Origin of the sequence: Rhizobium fabae (assembly GCF_003985135.1) — a bacterium.
In the GTDB taxonomy this organism is placed as follows: Bacteria; Pseudomonadota; Alphaproteobacteria; order Rhizobiales; family Rhizobiaceae; genus Rhizobium; species Rhizobium pisi.
Window position 1 is genome coordinate 148,271 of record NZ_ML133646.1, and the last position, 25,872, is coordinate 174,142.

Genomic DNA, 25,872 nt, shown 5'->3' on the forward strand with positions numbered 1-25,872 from the left:
AGTCAATTCCGACGGATCGCCGAAAGGATTCCTGAAATGTCTGCCTTGCCTGAAATCAAAATGCCGATTGTATCAATTGCCTCATTCGAGGACAGGAGAATGGTTGCCGTGCCGGCCGCGCCCGCCGGGACGACGCGCCTGGGCCGGATCTGGGCGGCTGTTCTTCTCTGGCAGCAAAAGCGGGAAGGTCGGCGTGCGCTGAGAAACCTGACGGCCGGCGAGCTCAAGGATATCGGCGTGTCGCAATCCGAAGCGGCACGCGAAATCGGCAAGTCGTTTTTCTGGGACTGATCGCGGCGATCAGTTGCAGGCCTTGCCGCCTGCCGACCAACGATTGACGTCAGCGGCGACGCGACCGGCGACCGGCTCCTGCATCATCGGGCCGAAGGCCTGAAGACGTGCAGGGCTTCCCTCGGCCTGGACGACGAGCAGCGGCCGGCTTTCCGGGCTGCCCTTGTGGACGAGCAGGATGCGCGGCCGGCCGGAGAAGGAATTGAGCTCCGGCGCGAGTTTATAGGCAGCAAAGGCCGGGTCGCCTGATTTAAACCAGCAGGCATTGGCGCCGAGCGCCACGCGTTCCATCGTCGGCAGCGCGCCGCGGTTCGGACCAGCTGTCGGCGCCGGCGTCTGGCACGCTGCCAGCATGGCTGCGAGAACAGTCGACACGGCGGCGTTTGCGACGGAGAGGCGAGGGCGCATTGGTCTTGCTCCAGGGATGAGGGCCTGGCATGTCGTACGCACGGCACGCGTGCCGGCGACATGCATCAGGGCGCGAGGCTCAGGCGGCGATGACGTCGAGCGCGGAGGCGAAGAGACCGCGGCCGTCCGAACCGCCATGGGCGGCTTCGATCAGGTTTTCGGGATGCGGCATCATGCCGAGCACATTGCCCTTTTCGTTCATCACGCCGGCAATATCGTTGATTGAGCCGTTCGGATTGGTGCCCTCGGCATAGCGGAACACCACCTGGCCATTGCCTTCGATCTTCGCCAGCGTCGCTTCGTCGGCGAAATAATTGCCGTCGTGATGGGCGACCGGGCTGCGGATGACCTGACCCTGTGCATAGGCGCGGGTGAAATCCGTATCGGCGTTGACGACTTCGAGCTTGATCTCGCGGCAGACGAATTTCAGCGAGGCATTGCGCATCAGCGCGCCGGGCAGCAGACCGGCCTCGACGAGAATCTGGAAGCCGTTGCAGACGCCGAGCACCTTCACGCCCTTTGCAGCCTTGTCGATGATCGCCTGCATGACCGGCATGCGGGCGGCGATCGCGCCGCAGCGCAGGTAGTCGCCGTAGGAGAAGCCGCCGGGAATGACGATCAGGTCGACATCGGGGATCTCGGTTTCCGTCTGCCAGATCGTGACCGGCGCCTTGCCCGAGATCTTGGTCAGGGCTGCGATCATGTCGCGGTCGCGGTTAAGGCCCGGAAGTTGAACGACGGCTGATTTCATGGGGTCCCTGCGTTTCGCGAAAGATATTGAACTGGAACGCTTTCGGTGAGCCATACTCCATTGTCGGAGACAAAGAAAGAATGACCCTCTGAAAACATGCGGGCCGCATCCACCCACAGGATGACATATTCACCCTTGCGGCGCATTGCGACGATTTTCGCCGTTTCGACATCCGCCGACAGATGAATATGATGCCGCTGCATCTTCTTCAGGCCCTCGCGCTCGATCGAGGACCAGCTCGCCAGGGACGTGCCATGAAAAAGAACGGCTGGCGGCTCGACCTGCTTCAAGGCGAGGTCGACCTCGACGCTGTGACCTTGATTTGCGCGAATTCTGTTATCGGCGAGCGTGAAGCGCTTCTTGGGATTGTTTTCGACGATTTCGATAATATCGGCGCGGGAGACGTCATATTTCGACGTCAGCGCTTTTTCGAATTCATCGAACGACACCCAGCCCTCGCCATCCAGCGCCAAGCCCGCGGCTTCCGGCGCATGACGTAAAACATAGCTCATATATTTCGAGACTTCCGTCTCCAGCTTTGCTTTCATCATGACGCCAAATCTTCAAAGTCCGCCGGACAGCCGGGCCGTGATCATCAGTCGATTGCGATTGCGAAGTTCTCGATCACCGTGTTGGCGAGCAGCTTTTCGCACATGGCCTTGAGGTCGGCCTCGGCCTTGGCCTTGTCGGCGCCCTCGAGCTCGAGGTCGAAGACCTTGCCTTGTCTTACATGGCCGACGCCCGAGAAGCCGAGGGCGCCGAGCGCCCCTTCGATGGCCTTGCCCTGCGGATCGAGAACGCCGTTTTTCAGCGTGACGGTGACACGAGCCTTGATCACTTTGTCTTTCCTGCCTTACTTGACGAGAACCGGGCCGGTGCCGCGCACGGGCTCGTTTTCATTGATGATGCCGAGACGGCGCGCGACTTCGGAATAGGCTTCCAGCAGACCGCCGAGATCGCGACGGAAGCGATCCTTGTCCATCTTCTCGCGGGTTTCGATATCCCAGAGCCGGCAGCTGTCCGGCGAGATTTCGTCAGCGAGGATGATGCGCATCAGATCGCCTTCGAACAGGCGGCCGCATTCGATCTTGAAATCGACGAGCTGGATGCCGACTCCGAGGAAGAGGCCGGTCATGAAATCGTTGACGCGGATGGCGAGCGCCATGATGTCGTCGAGTTCGGCGGGATTGGCCCAGCCGAAGGCGGTGATGTGCTCTTCAGAGACCATCGGGTCGTCGAGCGCGTCGGACTTGTAATAGAATTCGATGATCGAGCGCGGCAGGACGACGCCTTCCTCGATACCGAGGCGCTTGGCGAGGGAACCGGCGGCGACATTGCGCACGACGATCTCCAGCGGGATCATCTCCACTTCCTTGATCAGCTGCTCACGCATGTTCAGCCGGCGGATGAAATGGGTGGGGATGCCGATCTTGTTCAGATGGCTGAAGATATATTCGGAAATGCGGTTGTTGAGGACGCCCTTGCCGTCGATAACTTCGTGTTTCTTCTTGTTGAAGGCGGTGGCATCGTCCTTGAAGAACTGGATCAAAGTGCCCGGCTCGGGGCCCTCATACAGAATCTTTGCCTTGCCCTCGTAGATACGGCGGCGACGGTTCATCGTGGTTATTCTCTGTTGTTGGCGCTCTTGGGATAGCGCGAGTGGATCGATCTCGTGGCGTCCCCTTAAAGGAAAAGAGAGTGTTTCACAATCCGCCTGTCGCTCCTTCCCCGGTTTCCAGATTTCGTGGCCCCGGATTCCGGATTTTACGGAATACCGCCAAGAGAATCGAATGAATTCGCCAGATGAGTCTAGCGCCTTTTCCTTTACGGTGAAATGAAGGCGAAATGGCGGGCCGCTTATGCAGGCTTTTATTTGGCGGCTCTGCTTCGCAACGCGCGGCGAAGCTGCGTCTGTAGGGCGCGGGCGGCCGTTTGCCCATGGCGCCAGCTTCCGGCGCGGATGAAGGAGGGGATCTGCATGGCCGGCATCGGCCGGGCGAGCGCATAACCCTGCAGCATGTCGCAGTCGAGTTCTTCGAGAATACGGACATGCTCCGCCGTCTCGACACCCTCGGCGATGACGAGGATATCAAGCGAACGCCCGATATCGATGATCGAGCCGACGAGTTTACGCTGCTCGGCCGATTGCGGCAGCATGCGGATCAACTCGCGGTCGATCTTCAACGTCTTCGGGCTCAGGCGCAGCAGGCTGACGATCGAGGCGTGGCCGGTGCCGAAATCGTCGATCTGGATGTCGATACCGAGTTTGCGCAGCTTTTTCAGGTTTGCGGCCACCGCCTCGTCGCAATCGTCGAGCGAGATCGACTCCAGCAATTCGAAGGAAATACTGCCCGGCGGGATCTTGAGGGCTCGAAGCTTCTTGCCGAGATCGGGATCGGCGATCCGCCTGGCGGAGACGTTGACCGATATTTTCGGGACCGACAGCCCCTCCTTGATCCAGGTGCTGCGGTCGGCCAGCGCGCGCTCCAGGATCAGGGCATCGATGGTCGAAACGACGTCGAGATCCTCGGCGATATCGAGGAAGCGGTCGGGCGTCAGCAGCCCGTGCACGGGATGCTGCCAGCGGGCAAGCGTTTCGACGCCCGCGACATCCAGTGTGCGGGCATCGAACTGCAGCTGATAGAAAGGCACGAATTCATTGCGCTCGAGGCCGATCAGGATCTCGTCGGCGAGCTGCTTGGCGGAGACGACATCGCGGCGGTCGGATGCCGAGAAGAATTCGAATCGATTGCGGCCGAGGCCCTTGGCCCGGTAAAGCGCGATATCGGCGTCGAGCAGTATCTGCTTGGCGTCGAGCTTCGGACCGCTGTCGACAGCGATGCCGATGCTGGCGCCGAAACGGCAGTCGTGCCCCTCATATCTGACGGGTTTGCGTAATTCGCGGATGACGCGTTCGGCAAGGCTGGCGATCTTCTTCGAGGCGGCATCGACGGCGCAGAGGATGACGAATTCGTCGCCGCCGATGCGGGCAACGAAATCGGCGGCGCGGACGGAATTTCTCAACACGACCGCGGCATGCTTCAGCATGGCGTCGCCGGCCCGATGGCCGAGCGTGTCGTTGATCTGTTTGAAGCGGTCAAGATCGATATGCAGGATCGCCAACGCCAGGCCCTTGGCCCGGCATTCGGCCGAGCGGTCGTCCAGCATCTTGTCGAGATAGCGGCGGTTCGGAAGGCCGGTGAGGTAATCGTGCAGAGCCAGGTGCTCGATGCTTTCCTTAGCGGCCTCGAGTTCATGGTTGCGGGCTTCCGCCAGATCCTTGGCGCGCTGCAGCTCGTCGCGAAGCCTGACTTCCTCAGTCACATCCCAATTGGCGCCAATGAGCTTACGGTGACCGTTTCCGTCGATGAAGAAGGCCGAGCGGGCGCGGATGACGCGTTCAAGGCCGTCGCCGCGGATGATGCGGTATTCCTGCTGGAAATCACTGCCGCTTTCGACGCTGCGGTCGGCCAGGCCAAGGACGCGCTCGCGATCGTCGGGGTGCAGGCTTTTTGCCCAGACGTCGCCGGCAATCCGGCGGGCGGCGCCCTTCAGCCCGTAGATGGCGATCAAGCGGTCGTCCCACTCGACCATATCCTCCTCGATGTCGGCCTCGAAGACGCCGATGCGGGAAATCTCCAGGGCCAGATCGAGCCGGCGTGACAGGCGCGACAGCGTCTCCTCCGCCTGCTTGCGGGCGGTGATATCGGTATCCGTGCCGACGACGCGTGTCGGCACGCCTGCCTCGTCCCATTCCACGCAGGCGCCACGGCATTCGATCCAGATCCAGTGGCCGTCCCGGTGGCGCTCGCGATATTCGAAGATCTGATAATCAGGATCGCCGGCGTTCTGCCGATCGATGGCATGCGCGATGAAATCGCGATCATCGGGATGGACGAGCTGCAGCCAGGCATCGTAATCGCCGGCAACTTCCTCGTCCGGCGCCATGCCGCGCATGGTTTTCCACGTCGGGGAGTAATATTTCCGATCCAGGCGGTAGTTGTGATCCCACACGCCGAGGTCCGAGCCGACGAGCGCATAGTTCCAGCGGCCCTCCCGCTCGGCCAGATCGGAGCCGTCGGCCGCTGCGGCATCGCCATGCGGATCATCGGCCTCTGGATGGGCTTTCTTCACGGGCATTCTCGCTTATTGCATCTCGATGCAGTCTGCGGTTATTCCATTAAGAAAGACTTAGAAAGCAATCGCTCAATTAACGAGAAGGTGGCTTTTCCTCAATCAGGCGGTGAGCCGGCTGAGGAACTGGGCAAAGACCATCGTGCCTTCCGGCCAGGGCCCGTGACCGGAATCCGTATTGATATGACCGGACTCGCCGGCATCGACAAGGAAGGAGCCCCAGCTGCTGGCGATGTCGTCAGCATGGTCGTAGCTGCCGAACGGATCGTTGCGACTCGCCACGGTGATCGAAGGGAAGGGCAGCGGATCGCGCGGGTAGGGGCCGAAGGTCATCAGGTGCTTCGGGCGGATCTCGGGATTGGCGACATCGGGCGGGGCGACGAGAAAGGCGCCCGCCACCGGCTTACGGAAATGCGGGATGGCGTGGATCACCGAGGGCACGCCCAGCGAATGGGCGACGAGAACGACTGGCCGCGTCGAGGCGTTAACCTCCTCGGCGATGCGGGCGATCCAGTCCTCGCGGACCGGCTTCGTCCATTCGGCCTGTTCGACGCGCCGCGCCGTGCTGAGCTTTGCCTCCCAGCGGGTCTGCCAATGGCCGGGACCTGAGTTGGTGTAGCCGGGGATGATGAGGATATCTGCGTCTGAGGCTTTCATAGTGCCGCCGATGTGAGAAAGCTTGTCCCGGATGTCAAGAGGGGGTGGTCAAGGCAGACGGCGACACGGGCGCTGAAAGTTGCTATATTGCTCCAGTGCCGGTTGCGGATTTCGTGTCGGCTTGCCCGCCGATGCTTTCCGCCGCCGATCAGGTCTCGGCTGAGGAGGAGAAAGCCATGGCGGCATTTCATGTCATGACGGGTGCGGGTGAAAGCTTCGCGCGGCCCGTGGTCAATCGCATCGGCATCGCCGACGTCTTCGATGCGCTGAAGCGCGGATTCGATGATTTCATGGAGAAACCATCCCACTATGTGTTTCTCTGCCTGATGTACCCGATCGCCGGCGTTTTCCTGACGCTGTGGACCTCGGGCGCCAACCTTCTGCCGATGGTTTTCCCGCTGATGGCGGGCTTCGTGCTGATCGGTCCGATCGCCGCGATCGGCCTTTACGAGATCAGCCGCCGTCGCGAGGCTGGCGTCGACATGTCGTGGACGCATGCGCTTGATGTGCGCCATTCGCCGGCGCTGCCGGCGATCGTGGCGGTCGGGCTGATGCTTCTTGCCCTCTTCGTCGTCTGGCTGGTAACGGCGCAGACGCTTTACAGCAACCTGCTCGGCGAAGTGTTTCCGCGCACCATGGGCGATTTCACCCGCCAGGTCTTCGGCACGCCCCAGGGCATGCAGCTGATCATCTGGGGCAATCTCATCGGCTTCGTCTTCGCGCTCGTCGTGCTGGCAATATCGGTCATCACCTTTCCGTTGCTGCTCGACCGCGATGTCGGGGCGGTCTCCGCTGTTGTGACCTCGATCCGCGCAACATTCGTCAATCCGGTGCCGGTGCTGCTCTGGGGCCTGATCGTGGCCGTGCTGCTCGTCATCGGCACGATCCCGGTCTTTGCCGGGCTTGCGCTCGTCATCCCGATCCTCGGCCATGCGACCTGGCATCTCTATCGCAAGCTGATTGCGCGGGAAGCCGCGTAACCACGGCGTTGCCCCTTGGTTTCGGTCGCAACTCGATCCCCAGGGGAACCTTCGGACCTGCCTCGGAGTTTTTAGCAGGGACTTCGAGGCAGGATTTCAGAGGTAACGATGAAACATCTGTTTGCCCACTTCGCAACCAAGACATCGGAATGGGCGGGTAAACCCGTCGTCTTCATCCTGGCGCTGATGGTCGTCGTCATCTGGGCGGCACTCGGCCCCTTTTTTGGCTATTCGGAAACCTGGCAACTGATCATCAATACCGGAACGACGATCATCACCTTCCTGATGGTCTTCGTGCTGCAAAACGCCCAGACGCGCGACACGCGAGCCATCCAGGCCAAACTCAACGAAATCATCCTGACGAGCCACGCCGAGAACCGCTTCATCGGCATCGAAAACCTCGACGAAGAGGAGCTGAAGCGTCTCGACGAGTTGGTCGCCAAGGCCGCCAAAGGCAGGGGTGAGAGGGAAGCCTGCATGACTGAGGAAACAGCCGAGGCCGCGCCCTCGAAAAAGGCGGTGGCAAGGAAGCGACGGGTTTCCGCTAAGCCGGCGAAGCAGAAATAAAAACGGCGCCACCGGACCGCCGACAGTGACTGCTAACCCTTCTTCGTCATGCTCGGGCTTGTCCCGAACATCTGCAGCCGTTGATATGTGGCAGATCCTCGGCACAAGGCCGAGGATGACGCCAATTGGAGAGCGAAGGTCGCCTTCAGGGCGTTGCAATATCGCTATCGGGGATCGCTCACGCCTCGCCAAACACCCGACGGAAGATCGTGTCGACATGCTTGGTGTGGTAGCCAAGGTCGAACTTCTCCCGAATATCCTCCTCCGAAAGCGCGGCGCGAACTTCCGCATCAGCGAGCAGCTCTTCCAGGAAATCCTTGCCCTGTTCCCAGACCTTCATGGCGTTGCGTTGTACCAGGCGGTAGGCGTCCTCGCGGGAGGTGCCGGCCTGGGTGAGCGCCAAGAGGACGCGCTGGGAGTGAACGAGGCCGCGGAATTTGTTGAGGTTCTTTTCCATGTTCTCGGGATAGACCAGCAGCTTTTCGATGACGCCGGCGAGGCGGGAGAGGGCGAAATCGAGGGTGACTGTCGCATCTGGGCCGATCATGCGTTCGACCGAGGAGTGGGAGATATCGCGCTCGTGCCAGAGGGCGACGTTTTCCATGGCCGGCATGGCATAGGAGCGGACCATACGGGCAAGGCCGGTGAGGTTTTCGGTCAGAACCGGGTTGCGCTTGTGTGGCATGGCCGAGGAGCCCTTCTGGCCGGGCGAGAAATATTCCTCGGCTTCCAACACCTCGGTGCGCTGTAGATGGCGGATCTCGGTCGCCAGGCGCTCGATCGACGAGGCGACGACGCCAAGGGTGGCGAAATACATGGCGTGGCGGTCACGCGGGATAACCTGGGTCGAGACCGGCTCGGCCTTCAGGCCGAGAGCCTCGGCGACATGTTCTTCGACGCGCGGATCGATGTTGGCGAAGGTGCCGACGGCGCCCGAGATAGCGCAGGTCGCGACTTCCTCGCGGGCGGCGATGAGGCGCTGGCGGCAGCGCTCGAATTCGGCATAGGCGAGCGCCAGCTTGACGCCGAAGGTGGTGGGCTCGGCATGGATGCCGTGCGAGCGGCCGATGGTGACGGTGTCCTTGTGTTCGAAGGCGCGGGTCTTCAGCGCTTGGAGCAGCCGGTCGATATCGGCGATGAGGATGTCGGTCGCGCGCACCAGCTGGACGTTGAAGCAGGTGTCGAGCACGTCTGACGAGGTCATGCCCTGGTGGACGAAGCGCGCATCCGGGCCGACGATTTCGGCGAGATGGGTGAGGAAGGCGATGACGTCGTGCTTGGTGACGGCCTCGATCTCATCGATGCGCGCAACGTCAAAGGTGGCGGCGCCGCCTCTTTCCCATATCGTTTTTGCCGCCGATTTCGGGATGACGCCGAGCTCGGCCAGCGCGTCGCAGGCATGCGCCTCGATCTCGAACCAGATGCGGAACTTGGTTTCGGGAGACCAGATGGCGACCATTTCGGGCCGGGAATAACGCGGGATCATGGGCGGCTGCCTTCATTCAAGAGGTTTGAGCGTCTGAGACGCAATTCCCGGCAAAATCGCTTCGCGCTTTGCCTGGCAAAACCGCTGGGCACTTTTGCCGAAATTGCTTTAGCGCCCCTGTAGCAAAGACGGGCGGCAATCTCAACGCATGCGTTTGGCAAGATGATAGCTGCTTGCGACAAGGCAGACGAGCCCCAGCGGCAGGAAAAGGCGTAGGCCGATCACCAGGAACTGGTAGACGGCGCTGACGCTGGTGAAGACGAATTGGAAGACCCAGACGACGCTGCCGAAGGGGGCGTGCCAGCGCGAATAGAAGATCCGATATTCCATGGCGAAGAGGAAGGCGGTCATGAGGATCGTGGCCGCCGTCAGCGTCACGAAGAAAGCGGCAAACCGGGCTTCCGGCGGCCTGTTATAAGCGAGGAAGCGCGCGACCGGCAGAGCAAAGGGCCAGGAGAGCAGGCCGCCGAGGAAATAGAGTGCGGCGACCTCGCCAAGCCGGCTCGTCTGCAGGCCGTTACGCAGGTAGAGACCGAGCATGGCGGCCGCCAGCATCTGCATGCCCCAGAGCAATGCGCCGGCAAATAGATCGGGATAGGGCGGCTTTGCCGCCCGAAGGCGATCCATGCTCAGGGATGAACCGGAACGGCAATCCAGCGTCCGTTCCTTGCCGCATCGAAGGCGAGGATAAGGGCGATATGGACCTGGTTTCCGCCTTCCGGCTGATAAACCATGGCGCCGCCGATCCTGTATTCCACAGAACAGGTGCGCTCGGCCGGAACAGCCGTCACCTGCTTTGCCGCCTGACGGTTCGGAACGCCTTCCTTCTCGATCATCTGCAGGCTGAAGCCGAGTATCCGCTTGTCGACGGCAGCGCAATCCTTCGGCGCCGCCACCGGCATCTCGCCAAGCGCGAGCGTATAAGGCGCCTTCGGCGGACCGTCGGTCGCAAGCGTCGTATAGCGGAGTGTCTTCGAGGGAGAGCCAAGTTCGGTCGGCGGGTTGAAGGCGGCGATCAGGCCGGGATTGGTCAGGAGGTCGTATTTGTCCATCTGGCTGCGCGCTGCCGTGAGGTTCTGACGCCGCGCCTTGGAAAGATTGGCGTCCTTGTCGGTCAGCTCGGTGCGGAAGGGGGTGCCCTCGAGATATTCGCCGCTGTCGGTATCGATGAAATAGGTTTCGGAATAGGGGACGTTGCCGGTCTCCTTGATGCCGAATTCCTGGAACGCAAAGACCTTGCCGTCGGCGGAAAAGCCGATCGGCTGGATGCTGGCGATGTCGCCGGCAAGTGACATGCCGGGCAGGCCGGCGAGTGCGGCGGCAAGCATGCCGCCAATCATCAAATGCTTCCTCATGCTCGTGCCCCTTCAGCTGCCTGACGCAGATCGGCGACGGTCTTGCGATAAGCCTCGACCGTATCGCCCTTGAAAATTGCCGAGCCTGCAACGAGGACGTTGCCGCCGGCGCGCGCGATCACTGGTGCCGTTTCCACCGTGACGCCGCCGTCGACCTCGAGTTCGATCGGACGGTCACCGATCAGTGACTTTGCCGCGGCGATCTTCGCCGCCATCGCCGGAATGAACTTCTGCCCGCCGAAGCCGGGATTGACCGACATGATCAGGATGAGATCGACATCGTCGAGCACATTCTCGATGGCACTGAGCGGGGTTGCCGGATTGATCGTCACGCCGACCTTCTTGCCGAGATTGCGGATGGTCTGCAGCGAGCGGTGCAGATGCGGCCCGGCTTCAGCATGGACGGTGATGCGGTCGCAGCCGGCCTTGGCGAAGGCTTCGAGATAGTCATCGACTGGGGAGATCATCAGGTGGCAGTCGAAAGTGGCACTCGTGTAGGAACGCAGCGACTTGATGACATCGGGGCCGAAGGAGATGTTCGGCACGAAATGGCCGTCCATCACATCGAGATGGATCCAGTCGGCGCCGGCGGCCGTCACGTCGCGCACCTCCTCGCCGAGCCTGGCGAAATCCGCCGCGAGGATCGAGGGAGCAATGCGAATGGGCAACGTCATCAGTCTTACTCCGTATGGGGCGCGCGCTTTTATCACGGCGCCCGAATTCAAGGCTGGCGATCGCCGCTCATTGCGTCGGCGCCGCAGGTGGAAAGAAGCCGCTGCGTCGCCATTCGAGCACGCGGTAGGGATTTTGCGAAAGTTCATGGGCGCCGGTAAAGGTGATGGCGCCGACCGGCATCTGGAATGTCGTGCCGAGAAGCATCTCCTGCACCGGTTTGCCGGCCGCAGCAGCAGCTTCCGCCGCCTGGCCGGCAATAAGCGCCGCCGATAGCGACGGCAGGACATAACCTTCCGGCTCGATGCCCTTGGCGCGCAGCAAATCGGCCGCAGCCGTGCCCTCCGGCAGCATGGCGTATTCGGGCAGGGTGACGGCGCGTACGCCGTCTGCGAGCGGCAGCGGCTGATTGGCCGCGCGCATGGCATCGCCGCCGAGGATGGAGAGCGGGATGTTCTCCGCCCTGGCATCACGGGCGATGACGGCGACATCGTTGCGGTCGCCGCCGATAAAGACCCTGGTGGCGCCCGCCCGCTTCAGGCGGCGGACAAGGGCAATCTGCTGCTCCTGTCCCGGGCGGTAGGTGTCGGTGAAAACAGGCTTCAGGCCGTTCTGTTCCAGCGCATTGCGCACGGCTTCCGACAGTTCGCGGCCGTGGATGGTGCCGTCCTCGATCAGCGCGATCGGATCGGCGGCCCAGTCCTTCAGGATGACCTCGATGACCTTTGCCGCTTCGGCGCCGTCGGCGGGCGCCATGCGGAAGAGCGGCCAGCCGTTCTTCAGCGCATCCTCCATCAGGATGCGGGAGCGCACGGAGACGGTGATTGCGGGAATATTGGCGTCCTTCAGCTTCGGCAGCGCGCCTTCCAGCGTTTCGCTGCAGAGGAAGCCGACGGCGACCTGGACTTTCGCATTGACGAGCGCATCGGCAACCGCCGCGCCGCTATTGTCCTCGCAGGTCTCGTTGACGGCGACGAGGGTATTTCCCGATTGCTGGATCTCGAAACCGGCGCCGGCTGCAATCTGCGCGCCGAGCAGGCCGAGCGGACCGCCCTGAGGGGCGACGACGCCGATCGTCACGCCGGCCGCATGGCCTTGCGCCGCCGCTACCAGCAGCGTCAGAAAGGCTGCTATGCCACGCAGGTTGATCATGAAAGGCGGAGATCCCTAGCCATCGTCCATGCCCTTTTATCCGCAAGGCCGCGATCGTCAAAGAAAAACAAGCAAAAGGCAGCGCTTTTCACCGCTCGTCTTGTAGAAAAGGTAACCGATGCTCGCCATATTGGCGCGATGGGAAGAGGATCCCAGGCATATCGGGCGCACGGAGAAGCAGGTGTTGAACAGGCAGCATATCGACCCCGGCCTTTATCGCGATGCCATGAGCCGCTATGCTGGCCATGTGCAGCTCGTGACGACGGCGATGGAAGGCATGCGCCGTGGCGTCACCATCACTGCCGCCTGCTCGGTTTCGGACAATCCGGCCTCGGTGCTGATCTGCCTTAACAACACCAACCCGAAGAACGATATCTTTTTCCGCAGCGGCATCTTCGTGCTGAACACGCTCGGCGCCCATCACCAGGGTGTTGCCGACGCCTTTTCCGGGCGCACGGCGCTTACCAATGAGGAGCGTTTCGCCAGCGCCCGTTTCGACATGCTCGTCACCGGCGCACCCGTCCTTGCCGATGCGCTTGCCGCCTTCGATTGCCGGGTGACCGACATCAAGGAATTGCCGACCCACAACGTCATCTTCGGTGAGGTCGCCGCCGTCCGCTTCAGCGAAAAGCATCCGGCGCTCATCTATATGAACCGTGATTATCACACGCTGTGATTGGCCTGGCCGGGATTTCGAGGAGATAGAGCATGGACAATGCCGGGATCGAGGAAATGTTTCAGGGCCTCGGGCCGGTCACGGTCAAGCGCATGTTCGGGGGCAAGGGCATCTATCATATGGGGCGCATCGTCGCCGTCGAGGTGCGCGACGAGATGCTGCTGAAGGCCGACGAGACGAGCGCCCCGGAGTTTGCCGCTGCCGGCGCCACGCAATGGGCGTATGAGGGCAAGAAGGGCAAGCCGGTGAAGATGCCCTACTGGTCGATCCCCGACGAAGCTTACGACGATCCCGATCTGATGGCGAAATGGGTGCGGCTTGCCTACGAGGCAGCGCTTCGCGCCGAATAGCTAGCTGCGTTCGACCGAGGGTAGGGCTGCTATCGCCGCCTTCGTGAAGGCAGACAGCGGTTCCGGCAAATCCGTCAGGGGAAACCAGCCGAAATCCGAAAGCTTGTCCGGCTCGGTCAATCGCGGTTCGCCCTCGACGTCGCGGGCGAGATAGAGAATTGAAATCCAGTGCTGGCGGTCGGCATCGAGGATCTGTTCGGTCATGCCGATGCGTTCGATGCCGCCGATCGTCAGGCCGGTTTCCTCTTCGGCCTCGCGGCGGGCGGCGTCCTCAGCCAGCTCCATGTGATCGACCTTGCCGCCGACGATATTCCAATAGCCGGCTTCAGGCGGACGCATGCGTTTGTAGAGAAGGATCCTGCTGTCGCGCAGAATCACCAGGCCGACGCCGAGGCCCGGAAAATCGAGGCCGGGCCTGCCCATCGGATGTTCAGACCTTGGCGCTGCCGGCGATCAGCATGAAGGCAGGGATATCGTCGCCGAAGCCGACCGGGGTCGGGCCATCGTCGTGATCGCGATGACGGCGGCGATCGCGGCTGTCATCATTTGCCGGGTAAGGCCGATTGTTGCGCGCATTGTTTTGCGGCTTCTGCTCTGCTTTGCGCTCGTTTTTCAAGACCTCGGCCTTTGCTGGTGCTGCTGCGATCACTTCGACGCCATTATCCTGTATGTCGTTATCAGATTTATGACTCGTGGCGCTGCGACCACCGCGTCCGCGGCCCTTCTCGCCCCGATCATCCCGTCCGCCACGCTCGCGACTGTTGCGGCGCGGGCGTTCGCTATCCCGGCTGTCTTCCACCGGCGGCGGCAGTGAATTCACGTCGCCGCTCAGCCATTCGACTTTCTCGCCGATCAGCTTCTCGATCGCGTCGACGAACTTGGTGTCGCGCTTGGTGACGAGCGTGAAGGCGGCGCCCGAGCGACCGGCACGGCCGGTGCGGCCGATGCGGTGGACGTAATCTTCCGAATGAATCGGCACGTCGAAATTGAAGACGTGGCTGACATCGGGAATGTCGAGGCCGCGGGCGGCAACGTCGGAAGCCACCAGAAGCTGCAGATTGCCGTCACGGAAGCTTTGCAGCATCATCGTGCGGGAGCGCTGGTCCATGTCGCCATGCAGGGCGCCGACCGAGAAGCCGTGGCGCTCGAGCGAACGGAAAAGATCGGCGACATCCTTCTTGCGGTTGCAGAAGATGATGGCGTTCTTCAGCTCGGTCTGGGCGCGGACCAGTTCGCGCAGAACCGCGCGCTTTTCATAATCCTTGCCGTGCGAGGCGACGAAACGCTGCGTGACGGTCTTTGCGGCCGAAGCCGGCTTTGCCACCTCGATGCGCTCGGGATTCTGCAGGAAGCGGTCGGCGAGCTTCTGGATCTCCGGCGGCATGGTGGCCGAGAAGAACAGCGTCTGGCGGGTGAACGGGATGAGCTTGGCAATGCGCTCGATATCGGGGATGAAACCCATGTCCAGCATACGGTCGGCCTCATCGATGACGAGGATTTCGACGCCACTCATCAGGAGCTTGCCGCGCTCGAAATGGTCGAGCAGGCGGCCGGGCGTGCAGATCAGTACGTCGGCGCCACGTTCGAGCTTGCGGTCCTGATCCTCAAAGGAAACGCCGCCGATCAGAAGGGCGACGTTGAGGCGATGATTCTTGCCGTATTTCTCGAAATTCTCCGCGACCTGGGCGGCCAGCTCACGCGTCGGCTCGAGGATCAGCGTGCGGGGCATGCGCGCACGGGCGCGGCCCTTTTCCAGAAGCGACAGCATCGGCAGAACAAATGATGCCGTCTTGCCGGTGCCCGTCTGCGCGATGCCGCAAATATCGCGACGCTCGAGCGCAAAGGGAATAGCCCCCGCCTGAATAGGCGTGGGGATCGTATAGCCCGCGTCGGTCACAGCGGATAACACTTTTTGGCTCAAGCCAAGGTCAGCGAATGTCGTCAAAGGGAAAACTGTTTCCGTTCCGGTTCGGCCGAACTCTGAACGAGTCGGCGGGATTGCATGCCGCAATGCAGCGCGACATAGCCCCGAATGCCCGGCAAGTCAAGAAATAGAGAGACCTCACCCCGTGCAGAGTGAAGCGATGGTTACCGGCGGCTATTACTTTATATAGGTGGCGAGTTTAAGGCCTGCATTCATGAAATATACTGGATCGACCGCACGGCCATCCTGGCGCACTTCATAATGCAGATGCGTGCCCGTCGAACGGCCGGTGCTGCCGGCAAGCCCGATGACATCGCTGCGGTCGACTATGTCGCCGACTTTGACCAGAACTTCAGACATGTGCCCGTAGCGCGTCGAGATGCCGTTGCCGTGATCAACCTCGACCATGTTGCCGTAACCGCCGGTCCAGCCGGCGGAGATCACCTTGCCGGGCGCCGTCGGGCGAATCTTCTCGCCCGGCGAAAAGCGGAAGTCGATGCCGGAATGGAGGGCCAAACGGCCGAGGAAAGGGTCGCGGCGATTGCCGAAGGGACTGGTCATTTCCTTGCCGATGGCGGGATTGCGGAAGGGCAGGGATTCGGCGGTGCTGCGCACGGCCTCAAGCCGTGTCAGCGCGCCGTCGAGCGCCACCAGCGAATTGTTGAAGTCGTCGTTGCTCTCCGGCTCGACATAGGGGCCGCCGACGGCGCTGTCATCCTCATCCTGCTTGGCGGCCGCCTCGGGCATCGGGATCTTGAAGCGGGTCAGCACGCTCTCGATGGCGTTGGCGGCGCTGCCGGCATCGCTCGTCAATTGCTCGACGCGGTTGCGCTGGTCCTGTTCGACGTCTTTCAAGGACAGCGTCACCTTGGAGAAGATACGGTCGGCGCGGTCGCCGACGGTATCGGCAGCCGGCACATAGGCGAGCGTCGAATTGTCGGGCGTCGCATCGGCGGGTGCGCCGCTCGCCAGTTGCTTCTCGATCGCCTCGATGCCGCCACCAGTCAGCGAGGCGCGTTTGCCCTTGATATCAGGGGCGTAGGACTGGACCGGCGAAGACGGCGCCTGCGCGGCACCGTCCTTGTCGGTCAGGCCGGAGCTTTCGGCCCGGTCGAGCAGATTGTCGAGCTTGCCGTGGCGCGAGGTGAGCGCCATCTGCTGCTCCATCAACTTGTCGACCTTGTCCTCGACCACCTGCTGGTCGAGAAGCTGACGGGAGGTGATGCGGTCGACCTGAGCGCGAAGCGCGGCGATACGATCCTCGTAGTCGTGCTGCATCCGGGCCTGGCGCGCCATGGTGGCGCCGATCAGGTCGTCGCGCAGCACGAGATAGGACGTGGCCAGGAGATAGCCGATCGAGAAGACACCGACGAAACAGAAGGCAAGTGCCGCCATCCACGGCCGGACCGTCATGTGGCGGACCTTGTCGCCGCTTGCCAGGATAAGGATATGTTCCTGCGCCCGCTTGCCGAATACCCGGTGCTGATGTCCGCTGTTCACGCAGGCTCTCCCGATTGATGCTCTACGCCTCTTCGGGAAAATTAGACACGGTTATGGTTAATGAATGATTTCATTATTGCCGTCGCGCCACAAATTGCGGGCATGCGCTGTATGCCGGACATTTCAGGCGTGGCTGATCGATGCGAGCGAACGGTAGAAGGATGGCGTCAACCCGGCCTCGGCGCGGGCGAGATCGTTGAAGGGCGGCTTCAGCGGTCCGCGGAAATTGGCACGCACCAACTCCTGGAAGGCCTTTGCCGGATCGCGCTTCTCGCGGGCGCAGAGGAAGCGGAACCATTTGGCGCCGACGGCGACATGGCCTTTCTCGTCGTTATAGATAACGTCCAGAACATCGGCACTTTCGAGATCGCCGGTCTCGCGCATCTTCGCCTGCAGCGACGGGGTGACGTCGAGGCCGCGGGCTTCGAGAATCAGCGGCACGACGGCAAGCCTTGCCGTCAGGTCGTGGCGCGTCGAATGGGCCGCCTGCCAAAGCCCGTCATGGGCAGGCAGATCGCCGTAATCGGCTCCGAGGTCGTTGAGACGGGCACGTACCATGCGGAAATGCTTGGCTTCTTCGAAGGCGACCTGCATCCAGCCATCGAAAAAGGAGTTCGGCACCTGCTCGCTGGCGAATCGCGCCACGATATCGAGTGCCAGATCGACGGCGTTGAGCTCGATATGGGCGATGGCGTGGAGGAGGGCGATACGGCCTTTCAGCGTATGCAGCGAACGCTTCTCCACCTGAGTGGGCGGCGTCAGCACCGGTTTGTCGGGACGGCCCGGCCTTTCGGGCAGGGCGGCGTCGAGCGGCGAGCGCAGTGACACCCGGCGCGCGAACCAGCGGGTGGCGCTTTCCTGCGCAAGCTTCGTCTTGCGGTCGAGATCGGTTGCGCGGATGGCATCGATCGCGCCACCGCGCAGCGAGGTTATCGCAAGATCCCCGGTCACGCCGCGAGGTTCCTCACCGCTTCGAGCACGGTTTCGGCATGACCCTGTACCTTCACCTTCTGCCAGATGGTGGAGATGATCCCGTCCCGGCGGATGAGGAAGGTGGTGCGCTCGACCCCCATGAAATTGCGGCCATACATGCTCTTTTCCTTCCAGACGCCATAGGCCTGCAAGGTCGTCTTCTCTTCGTCCGAGGCGAGCGCCACCGAAAGACGGTGCTTCCTGATGAACTTGTCATGGCAGGCGGCCGAATCGGGCGACATGCCGATGACGGCAGCGCCCACCGCGTCGAACTCGGGCGCGAGCGCGGTGAAAGCCAATGATTCGGCCGTACAGCCCGTAGTGTCATCCTTGGGATAGAAGAACAGCACGAGCGGCTTGCCGTGGAAATCGGCAAGCGAAATGCGCCCGCCGCCATCACGGGGGAGGTTGAAATCGGGGGCCATGGCACCGATGCCGGGAACCGCCATTATGAAAACCTTTCTTTTGCCGGGTTTGTGGATGACACACTCTCTCCCCGAATTATATATTGGACGGAAACCCGTCCAGCATGGCCGGGTTCAATTCTTCATTTAAGGGAGAGCCCGAGGGCGCATGTCAGCCATCCGCGGCGAAAAGGTCACGTTTCGCAAGAAGGATATCGTTGCGCTGGACCGCTTGCCGTCCGCCCAGGCCGAGGATCCGATCATCGTCCATTGCCCGCCGCCGCGCTCTTCGATGCGGCGCACGGCGAAGCTGACCTCAGGGTTCCTGGGACTGATTCTCCTCATTGTCGCCGCCATCATCTTCACCGTCGAGAGCGGCATGTTCGACAAGCCGCTGTCGCAGCAGGCCCAGGCGGCGCTGAACGGCGCGGCCGGACCGCGCTATCGCGCCGAGGTCGGCTCCACCGTCATCCGCTTCACCTCTGGCTTGCGGCTGGCGCTGGAAGCGCGCGACGTCAACATGATCGACCAGGCGAGCGGTCAGCACGTATCGACGACGGGCTCGGTGCGGCTGGCGCTCGATCCGCTGCAGCTATTCCGCGGCCGTATTGCCGTCACCGATATCGAAGCGGAGGATATCGCCCTCGATACGGCGCTTCTGCCCTCCGGCAATCCCATCAAGCTCGACGATCTGCGTATCGACGCGATGCCGGCGGCAATGGAGAGGATATTCTCGCAGTTCGACATGTTCGACGGCATCGTCACGCGCGGTTCGACGAATTCAGTGCGCATCTCCGGCATCGACATCAAGCTTGCCGATACGGCAAACGGCCCGCTGTCGCTCGTTGTCGACAATCTCGTCTTTGCCCATGCCGGCCCAACCTCGCTGCAATTGAGCGGCGAGGTCGCGCTCAACGGCGAGGTGGCGGAACTCGACGTGCTGGCCGAGAAGGAAGATGGCCACGTCTCGAAGGTGGTGGCGACGCTCAAGCACGCCGACCTCACACCCTTCACACTGAAACGCAACGATCAGGGCGTAATACGGCAGGGGCTCAACACTTTCGCAGACCTCACCGTGTCGGCCACCAGGGCGGGGGATGGTGTTTCGCCGTCGCTTGCGGCGACGATCGATGTCGATCCCGGCCTGATCTATACGGATGGCGATGCGCAGGAGCTTTCGGGCGGGCAAATCAACCTCGTTTACGATTTCACCAAGCAGACGCTCGAGATCGCCAAATCGAACGCCCGGTTCGGCGCGACCACGCTTCCCCTCAACGGTGCACTGATCGATCTCGACAAGCTGGACCCGAAGGCGGGCAAAGGTTTCGGCATCGACCTTCTCGTCAGCGGCGGTACGGCCGCCCCCAGCGGTTCCGGCGAACAGCCGCTGTCTTTCGATATTCAGGCGACCGGGCGCTACATGGTCGCCGGCCGAGAATTCCAGTTTCCCAATATGACCGTCTCCAGCCCGCTCGGAGCGCTCTACGGATCGCTGCATGTCAAACTCGGCGACAAATCGCCCGAGATCAGCTTCGCCGGCCAGTCGTCGCAGTTGCAGACGACGGCGATCAAGCAGCTCTGGCCGTTCTGGATGGCGCCCAAGGTGCGCACCTGGGTGCATGGCAACCTTTTCGGCGGCATGGTGACCGACGCCGCCATTTCAGTCTTCATCCCCTTCGGCCGGCTGGACGAGGCAGCCGGCGGCAAGGGATTGAAACTCGATGCCAACCAGATCCGCATCGGTTTCGACATCACGGGCGCGCGAATGAATGTTGCCGGTGAGATTCCGCCGATCCGGGATACAGCGGCGCACTTCGACCTGACAGGCCCCGTGGCGACGATCGCGATCAAGAGCGGCATGTCCTATTTCCCCTCCGGCCGGTCTGTCGGTCTCGGGCAGGGGACATTCGTCATACCGTCTGCCTACGACAAGCCGCTGATGGCCGACATCGATCTTGCGGTATCAGGTGCGGCGGACGCTATCGGTGAGCTCCTGACGTACAAGCCGATCCGGGTGCTGCAGCGTGCCGGCTTTACGCCCGACGATTTGAAGGGACACATCGAGGCGAGTGTGAAGGCGCATTTCGGCCTGCTCTCCTCGCAAAACCCGCCGCCGGCCGACTGGAAGGCGGCGATGAAGCTCACCGACGTCGATCTTGCCAAGCCCTTTTCCGGCCGCACGATCAGCAATGTCACCGGCATGCTGAACGGCGATCCGAAACGGATCACGCTCGATGCCAAGGGCGAGATCGACGGCATTCCGGCCGATATCGATCTCACCGAGCCGGTCGAGGGATCCTCCGGCGTGGAGCGGCAGCGCGTGATCACCGCCACGCTCTCCGAAGACCAGCGCAACAAGGTGATGCCCGGACTTTCCGGCATTGTCGGCGGCAATCTGAAGATGGTGCTGACACGGATCGACGACGACCGGCAGAACGTCCAGCTCGACCTCACCAAATCGCTGCTTGACCTGCCCTGGATCGGCTGGTCGAAAGGCAGCGGTATTGCCGCCTCCGCCGAATTCGAGATATCCGGTCCACCCGACAATTCGCAGATCAAGAATTTCCGGCTGAAGGGCGACGGTTTCGGCGCCACCGGATCGCTGAATGTCGGCAAGACAGGCCTCATTTCGGCGGATTTCGACAGCATCAAACTTTCCTCGCTTGACGATTTCGCCCTCTCGGTGAAACGCAGCAAGGGCAGTTTCGACGTTTCCGTCTCCGGCGACAGCGCCGATGCGCGGCCGGTTATCGCGCGGCTGAAATCGGGCTCGGACAGCGACGGAGACGGGGATGCCGGCGATACCAGCGTAGCGGTGCGCGCCAAGTTGAAGAATGTTATCGGCTTCAACGATGAGAAGGTCGGCAATTTCCAGGCTCAGATATCGCTGCGCGGCGACAAGCTGCAGGCACTCAGCTTTTCCGGCGTCACGGACAGCGGCGAGGCCGTGGTCAGCCAGATGAAGGATGGCGGCGTCATCAACATCACCAGCGGCGATGCCGGAGCGGTATCGCGTTTTGCCGATCTCTATCAGCACATGCAGGGCGGCCTTCTCAATCTGGCGATCCGGCTGGGGGCGCAGGGCGGATGGGATGGTTCGCTCGACGTGCGCCGCTTCTCGATCGTCAACGAGCAGCGCCTGCACTCGATCGTCTCGACCCCGGTCGGACAGGAGCAGCGCAGCCTCAACGAGGCCGTCAAGCGCGACATCGACACCTCGTCGCAGCGCTTCCAGCGCGGTTTCGCCCGCGTCGTTTCACGCGACGGCATGATCGGCATCGAAAACGGCGTGCTACGGGGCGATCAGATCGGCGCAACTTTCCAAGGCGTAGCGCGCGACCGCAACGGCAACATGGACATGACCGGCACCTTCATGCCGGCCTACGGGCTCAATCGCCTGTTTGCCGAACTGCCGCTGATCGGCGTCATCCTCGGCAACGGCAGCGACCGCGGCCTGATCGGCATCACCTTCAAGCTCACCGGCAAGTTCGACCAGCCGAACCTGCAGATCAACCCGCTCTCGATCATCGCGCCGGGCGTGTTCCGCCAGATCTTCGAATTTCAATGAGGCGGGCGAGGGCCACGACGGCAGCGGTCGTGGCGACAAGTCCCTAAATCTCTTCCCCCTGAGGAGATCAGAATTGACGCACGGGCAGACGGGTCAGCCTCGATCAGAAACCCTGTGTAGCACGCGCCATCGATGCTCGGCCTGCTATTTTAGAGAGATTTGATGTAAGCTGTGGTTCTCGGCTTTGACAACGGCCGTTGCATTGTCGGAGGATGCCATGCAGTGCGCTCGGACAGGCTATTTCGTATCGGTTGCGGTGATCGCCGCCGCGCTCGGCGGCCATGCTTCATATTCCGCCGAAAAGAGCGAGCGACTGAAGCAGCAGGAGCTCGTTCGCTCCGCCCACGTGCTGACGGTTCCACTCGACGCGATGATGACGCCGCCGATTTTCTCGATCAGCTGGTGGTCGCGCGTGAAGCCTGTGTCAGACGTCAATCCGCCAATCTATGTCTTCCGGGAGGCCGAACGTACGGACGCGACATCTCGGCCCGGAGTTGAGTGATCTCTGCATTGTGGTCGTGCCCAAAAGCTTTCGGCACTCAAACGCCGCCCGGATCGGCGCATTTCGGCGGCCAATACCTGCCAACGCCTTCAGCGAAATCGAAAAAGCCGGCGCGGACGCCGGCTTTGATATCCGTTCAGAATTGAAGCCGCTTACGCCGCGCGGCGGATAAGGATGTGCTTCTTCTTGCCGAGCGACAGCTTGATGATGCCGTCGGCGGTGATTTCGCCGCTGCCGATCATCTTGCGTTCGTCGCTGACTGCCTCGTCGTTGATACGGACAGCGCCACCCTGGACGTGACGGCGAGCTTCGCCATTCGACGAGGCAAGGCCGGCGCGAACGATCAGCGACAGCAGACCGATGCCGGCGTCGAGTTCGGAAGCGGGCACGTCGACCGAGGGCAGGTTTTCCGAAAGGCCGCCTTCCTCGAAGGTCTTGCGTGCCGTTTCGGCGGCCTGCTCGGCGGCCGGGCGGCCGTGCAGGATCGCCGTGACCTCGGTCGCCAGGATCTTCTTGACCTCGTTCAGTTCCGAACCGCCGATTGCCGAGAGGCGAGCGATTTCGTCCATCGGCAGCGTGGTGAAGAGCTTGAGGAAGCGCGGCACATCGGCGTCCTCGGTGTTGCGCCAATACTGCCAGAAGTCATAGACGGGGAGCAGATCGGCATTCAGCCAGACCGCGCCGGAAGCCGACTTGCCCATCTTGGCACCTGATGACGTCGTCAAGAGCGGCGAGGTGAGGGCGTAGAGCTGCGGTGTCCCCATGCGGTGACCGAGATCGATACCGTTAACGATATTGCCCCACTGATCCGAACCGCCCATCTGCAGACGGCAATCATAGCGCTTGGCAAGCTCGACGAAATCATAGGCCTGGAGGATCATGTAATTGAATTCCAGGAAGGACAGCGACTGTTCGCGGTCAAGGCGCGTCTTCACACTGTCGAAGGACAGCATGCGGTTGACCGAGAAATGACGGCCGACATCGCGGAGGAACTCCAGATAATTCAACGAGCGCAACCATTCGGCGTTGTTGATCATCAGTGCGGCGTTGCCTGATTTGTCGTAGTCGAGGTAGTTCGAGAAGCAGTTCTTGATCGAGGCGATATTCTGCTCGATCGTCTCGATCGTCATCAGCTTGCGGGCCTCCTCCTTGAAGGAGGGATCGCCGACCATACCTGTACCGCCGCCCATCAGCGAAATCGGGCGATGGCCCGTCGCCTGCAGCCAGTGCAGCATCATGATCTGTGTCAGATGGCCGACGTGAAGGCTCGATGCCGTCGGGTCGTAGCCGATATAGGCGGTCACGGTTTCCTTGGCGAAGAGGTCGTCGAGGCCGCTTTCATCGGAGATCTGATGAATGAAGCCGCGCTCTTTCAGCGTGCGGAGGAAATCGGACTTGAACTCGGACATGGCCTTCGTCTCTTGATATCTGCGCTCGCCCATGCGGGCCTTGCGCAAGTTCGTTGTTGTTGATCTGTCGCGGCGCGTTTAGCACTGTTTTTATAAAAGTGCATCCGGGAATCGCATGGGAGGCAAGCCTCATGAATGTCATCAGGACGGCGATCGGTCTGATGAGCGGCACGTCGATGGACGGGATCGACGTCGCGCTGCTCAGGACCGACGGGCGCGGCTTCATCGAGCGCGGGCCGTTCTTGGGGGTTCCCTATGATGCCGACTTTCGCGGACAGCTCAAACGCGCGCTGGAACTGGCTCGTCCGCTGCACGACAGGAATGAGCGGCCGTCCGAACTTCGCGAGATCGAGCTTGAACTTACCTTACGGCATGCAGCTGCCGTTACGGCATTCCTTGAGCGCTTCGAGCTTTCTCCAGATGCCGTCGATGTTCTCGGCTTTCATGGCCAGACCGTGCTCCATCGCCCCGACGAAGGATTGACGATCCAGATCGGCGACGGCCCGGAACTTGCGCGCCGAACCGGCATATCGGTGGTTTACGACATGCGCGCCAACGACATGGTTCATGGCGGGCAGGGTGCGCCGCTGGTGCCGGCCTATCACGCAGCACTTGCGGGAAAATTCCAGCAGGCGGGACAGTCGGTGTGCTTCGTCAACATCGGCGGCATCTCCAATCTCACCGCAATCAGCTCGGATGGCCGGATATCGGCCTTCGACAGCGGGCCGGGCAATACGCTGATCGACCAGTGGGTGGAGATGCAGACCGGCAGAACCTATGATCCCGGCGGCGAGATCGGCGGGCGCGGCAAAGTCGTGGCCAGCCTGGCTGAGCGTTATCTGGAAAGCCCGTTCTTTCGCAGCAATGTTCGCCGGTCGCTCGACCGCGGCGATTTCGCGCCGCTTCGGCCCGGCGAGGCGAGCCTCGAAGACGGCGCCCGGACACTTGCGCATATCGCCGCCGCGTCGATCATCAAATCCGCCGATTTCCTGCCCGAAACGCCATCGACCTATATCGTCTGCGGCGGCGGGCGGCTGAACCGGACCCTGATGGCGGAATTTTCGACCATGGCTGAACGGCTGGGGTCTAATGTATTGACTGCCGAGGAGACAGGCTTCGACGGCGATGCGATGGAAGCCGAGGCCTGGGCCTATCTCGCCGTGCGCTCGCTGGACGGGCTGCCATTGACATTTCCCGGCACGACGGGGGTTGGTGCGCCGGTCAGCGGCGGGGTACTGGCAAAGCCGTAATCGGCCCGGGCAAACCCCGGGCCGTGCCGCATGGAATAATCTCGGCGCTATGAAATCAGCGAATGCGCTTGGCCGCCGGTTCCGGCACCAGCTCGCCGTTGAGGCGGCGATCGAGATAGTCCTCGCATTCGCCCATCAGCGTTTCCACCTGGCCGTTGAAGAAGTGGTTGGCGGCAGGCACGGTGCGGTGGGTGATGAGGATGCCCTTCTGGGTCTTCAGTTTCTCGACGAGGCCGTTCACATCCTTTTCCGGCGCGACCTTGTCGGCGTCGCCGTTGATGATCAGGCCGGAAGAGGGGCAGGGGGCCAGGAAGGAGAAGTCGTAGGTATTCGGCTGGGGGGCGATCGACATGAAGCCCTCGATCTCAGGCCGGCGCATCAGAAGCTGCATGCCGATCCAGGCGCCGAAGGAATAACCCGCGACCCAACAGGTCTTGGAGTCGGGATGCAGGCTCTGCACCCAGTCGAGCGCGGAGGCGGCATCCGACAATTCGCCGGCGCCGTGGTCGAACTCGCCCTGGCTGCGGCCAATGCCCCGGAAGTTGAAGCGCAGCGTCGTGAACCCGCGCTTCTGGAACATGTAGAAAAGTTGGTAGACGATCTGATTGTTCATCGTGCCGCCGAACTGCGGGTGCGGATGCAAAATGAGCGCGATGGGCGCGCTTTTTTCCTTGGAGGGCTGGTAGCGGCCTTCAAGACGGCCGGCAGGGCCGTTGAAAATAACTTCGGGCATTGGTACTCCGGGTTTTATTTCGCGTTCGCGCTGCGTTGGACGACAACATGACTTGACTAATGTTGTCAGCTTTTCTAAAACGCAGTTTAGAACAATTCGAAACTTGCATGGCGATCCACGCATCGTGGAAC

The 25,872-nt window shown here is 61.9% G+C and carries 27 protein-coding genes; 8 read left to right on the forward strand and 19 right to left on the reverse strand.

Features of this window, described 5'->3' with window-relative positions; all coding sequences use genetic code 11:
- Window positions 1-36 precede the first annotated feature (36 nt).
- Window positions 37-291, forward strand: a complete 255-nt coding sequence (locus EFB14_RS03770; protein ID WP_126822846.1) for a DUF1127 domain-containing protein — start codon at window positions 37-39, stop codon at window positions 289-291.
- Between the two features lie 9 nt (window positions 292-300).
- Here the strand turns inward: EFB14_RS03770 and EFB14_RS03775 are convergent, their stop codons facing one another.
- The 7 genes from EFB14_RS03775 to EFB14_RS03805 form a co-directional block, all read right to left on the reverse strand.
- Window positions 301-699 carry a hypothetical protein gene (locus EFB14_RS03775; protein ID WP_125845738.1) on the reverse strand — a complete coding sequence of 133 codons (399 nt, stop codon included), beginning with the start codon at window positions 697-699 and terminating at the stop codon, window positions 301-303.
- Between the two features lie 79 nt (window positions 700-778).
- On the reverse strand, window positions 779-1,450 hold the full coding sequence (gene purQ, locus EFB14_RS03780; protein WP_126822848.1) for a phosphoribosylformylglycinamidine synthase subunit PurQ: 672 nt from the start codon (window positions 1,448-1,450) through the stop codon (window positions 779-781).
- On the reverse strand, window positions 1,447-2,001 hold the full coding sequence (locus tag EFB14_RS03785) for an RNA 2'-phosphotransferase (protein ID WP_126822850.1): 555 nt from the start codon (window positions 1,999-2,001) through the stop codon (window positions 1,447-1,449). The genes purQ and EFB14_RS03785 overlap by 4 nt, the downstream gene beginning before the upstream one ends.
- Window positions 2,002-2,045: 44 nt before the next feature.
- The gene (gene purS / locus EFB14_RS03790; protein WP_125845735.1) at window positions 2,046-2,288 is read right to left on the reverse strand and encodes a phosphoribosylformylglycinamidine synthase subunit PurS; all 243 of its coding nucleotides are present in this window, start codon (window positions 2,286-2,288) and stop codon (window positions 2,046-2,048) included.
- 15 nt (window positions 2,289-2,303) lie between these two features.
- Window positions 2,304-3,068: a phosphoribosylaminoimidazolesuccinocarboxamide synthase gene (gene purC, locus EFB14_RS03795; protein WP_008526002.1), complete on the reverse strand. Its 765-nt coding sequence runs from the start codon at window positions 3,066-3,068 to the stop codon at window positions 2,304-2,306.
- Window positions 3,069-3,319: 251 nt separating this feature from the next.
- The gene (locus tag EFB14_RS03800; RefSeq protein ID WP_126822852.1) at window positions 3,320-5,590 is read right to left on the reverse strand and encodes a putative bifunctional diguanylate cyclase/phosphodiesterase; all 2,271 of its coding nucleotides are present in this window, start codon (window positions 5,588-5,590) and stop codon (window positions 3,320-3,322) included.
- A gap of 96 nt (window positions 5,591-5,686) precedes the next feature.
- Window positions 5,687-6,241 carry an RBBP9/YdeN family alpha/beta hydrolase gene (locus tag EFB14_RS03805; protein WP_126822854.1) on the reverse strand — a complete coding sequence of 185 codons (555 nt, stop codon included), beginning with the start codon at window positions 6,239-6,241 and terminating at the stop codon, window positions 5,687-5,689.
- A gap of 176 nt (window positions 6,242-6,417) precedes the next feature.
- On the opposite strand from EFB14_RS03805, the gene EFB14_RS03810 reads away from it, so the two are divergent.
- Window positions 6,418-7,221: a DUF2189 domain-containing protein gene (locus EFB14_RS03810; protein WP_126822856.1), complete on the forward strand. Its 804-nt coding sequence runs from the start codon at window positions 6,418-6,420 to the stop codon at window positions 7,219-7,221.
- Between the two features lie 108 nt (window positions 7,222-7,329).
- On the forward strand, window positions 7,330-7,788 hold the full coding sequence (locus tag EFB14_RS03815) for a low affinity iron permease family protein (protein WP_125845731.1): 459 nt from the start codon (window positions 7,330-7,332) through the stop codon (window positions 7,786-7,788).
- A 178-nt stretch (window positions 7,789-7,966) separates the two neighbouring features.
- Here the strand turns inward: EFB14_RS03815 and purB are convergent, their stop codons facing one another.
- The 5 genes from purB to EFB14_RS03840 form a co-directional block, all read right to left on the reverse strand.
- Window positions 7,967-9,274 carry an adenylosuccinate lyase gene (gene purB, locus EFB14_RS03820; protein ID WP_126822858.1) on the reverse strand — a complete coding sequence of 436 codons (1,308 nt, stop codon included), beginning with the start codon at window positions 9,272-9,274 and terminating at the stop codon, window positions 7,967-7,969.
- Window positions 9,275-9,415: 141 nt separating this feature from the next.
- A complete protein-coding gene (locus tag EFB14_RS03825) occupies window positions 9,416-9,901 on the reverse strand; it encodes a hypothetical protein (RefSeq protein WP_126822860.1) in 486 nt (161 codons plus the stop codon).
- 2 nt (window positions 9,902-9,903) lie between these two features.
- Window positions 9,904-10,629, reverse strand: coding sequence for a DUF2259 domain-containing protein (locus EFB14_RS03830; protein WP_126822862.1), 726 nt, complete (start codon window positions 10,627-10,629; stop codon window positions 9,904-9,906).
- Window positions 10,626-11,303 carry a ribulose-phosphate 3-epimerase gene (gene rpe, locus EFB14_RS03835; RefSeq protein WP_126822864.1) on the reverse strand — a complete coding sequence of 226 codons (678 nt, stop codon included), beginning with the start codon at window positions 11,301-11,303 and terminating at the stop codon, window positions 10,626-10,628. The genes EFB14_RS03830 and rpe overlap by 4 nt, the downstream gene beginning before the upstream one ends.
- Window positions 11,304-11,370: 67 nt before the next feature.
- Complete coding sequence (locus tag EFB14_RS03840) at window positions 11,371-12,453, reverse strand: branched-chain amino acid ABC transporter substrate-binding protein (RefSeq protein ID WP_126822866.1); 1,083 nt, start codon at window positions 12,451-12,453, stop codon at window positions 11,371-11,373.
- A gap of 181 nt (window positions 12,454-12,634) precedes the next feature.
- On the opposite strand from EFB14_RS03840, the gene EFB14_RS03845 reads away from it, so the two are divergent.
- Both EFB14_RS03845 and EFB14_RS03850 read left to right on the forward strand, forming a co-directional pair.
- On the forward strand, window positions 12,635-13,129 hold the full coding sequence (locus EFB14_RS03845; protein WP_126823540.1) for a flavin reductase: 495 nt from the start codon (window positions 12,635-12,637) through the stop codon (window positions 13,127-13,129).
- Window positions 13,130-13,161: 32 nt separating this feature from the next.
- Entirely contained in the window at window positions 13,162-13,479 is a 318-nt protein-coding gene (locus EFB14_RS03850) for a TfoX/Sxy family protein (RefSeq protein WP_126822868.1), read from the forward strand.
- Here EFB14_RS03850 and EFB14_RS03855 read toward each other — a convergent pair whose 3' ends face one another.
- From EFB14_RS03855 to EFB14_RS03875, 5 genes are all read right to left on the reverse strand, one after another.
- Window positions 13,480-13,902 carry an NUDIX domain-containing protein gene (locus EFB14_RS03855; RefSeq protein WP_126822870.1) on the reverse strand — a complete coding sequence of 141 codons (423 nt, stop codon included), beginning with the start codon at window positions 13,900-13,902 and terminating at the stop codon, window positions 13,480-13,482.
- A 7-nt stretch (window positions 13,903-13,909) separates the two neighbouring features.
- Entirely contained in the window at window positions 13,910-15,424 is a 1,515-nt protein-coding gene (locus EFB14_RS03860) for a DEAD/DEAH box helicase (protein WP_126822872.1), read from the reverse strand.
- A 156-nt stretch (window positions 15,425-15,580) separates the two neighbouring features.
- Window positions 15,581-16,903, reverse strand: a complete 1,323-nt coding sequence (locus EFB14_RS03865; RefSeq protein ID WP_126822874.1) for a peptidoglycan DD-metalloendopeptidase family protein — start codon at window positions 16,901-16,903, stop codon at window positions 15,581-15,583.
- Between the two features lie 123 nt (window positions 16,904-17,026).
- The gene (locus EFB14_RS03870) at window positions 17,027-17,854 is read right to left on the reverse strand and encodes a ferritin-like domain-containing protein (RefSeq protein WP_126822876.1); all 828 of its coding nucleotides are present in this window, start codon (window positions 17,852-17,854) and stop codon (window positions 17,027-17,029) included.
- Window positions 17,851-18,324 (reverse strand): peroxiredoxin, encoded by a 474-nt coding sequence (locus tag EFB14_RS03875; protein WP_126822878.1) that lies wholly within the window; start codon window positions 18,322-18,324, stop codon window positions 17,851-17,853. Before EFB14_RS03875 ends, EFB14_RS03870 begins: the two co-directional genes overlap by 4 nt.
- A gap of 124 nt (window positions 18,325-18,448) precedes the next feature.
- Here EFB14_RS03875 and EFB14_RS03880 point away from each other — a divergent pair, with 124 nt between their 5' ends.
- The gene (locus EFB14_RS03880; protein WP_126822880.1) at window positions 18,449-21,847 is read left to right on the forward strand and encodes a YhdP family protein; all 3,399 of its coding nucleotides are present in this window, start codon (window positions 18,449-18,451) and stop codon (window positions 21,845-21,847) included.
- Window positions 21,848-22,064: 217 nt separating this feature from the next.
- Window positions 22,065-22,349: a hypothetical protein gene (locus tag EFB14_RS03885; protein WP_126822882.1), complete on the forward strand. Its 285-nt coding sequence runs from the start codon at window positions 22,065-22,067 to the stop codon at window positions 22,347-22,349.
- 152 nt (window positions 22,350-22,501) lie between these two features.
- Here EFB14_RS03885 and tyrS read toward each other — a convergent pair whose 3' ends face one another.
- On the reverse strand, window positions 22,502-23,758 hold the full coding sequence (tyrS, locus tag EFB14_RS03890; protein ID WP_126822884.1) for a tyrosine--tRNA ligase: 1,257 nt from the start codon (window positions 23,756-23,758) through the stop codon (window positions 22,502-22,504).
- Between the two features lie 131 nt (window positions 23,759-23,889).
- Here tyrS and EFB14_RS03895 point away from each other — a divergent pair, with 131 nt between their 5' ends.
- Window positions 23,890-25,008 carry an anhydro-N-acetylmuramic acid kinase gene (locus tag EFB14_RS03895; RefSeq protein WP_126822886.1) on the forward strand — a complete coding sequence of 373 codons (1,119 nt, stop codon included), beginning with the start codon at window positions 23,890-23,892 and terminating at the stop codon, window positions 25,006-25,008.
- A 55-nt stretch (window positions 25,009-25,063) separates the two neighbouring features.
- Here the strand turns inward: EFB14_RS03895 and EFB14_RS03900 are convergent, their stop codons facing one another.
- Entirely contained in the window at window positions 25,064-25,741 is a 678-nt protein-coding gene (locus tag EFB14_RS03900) for an alpha/beta hydrolase (protein ID WP_125845715.1), read from the reverse strand.
- Between the last annotated feature and the right edge of the window lie 131 nt (window positions 25,742-25,872).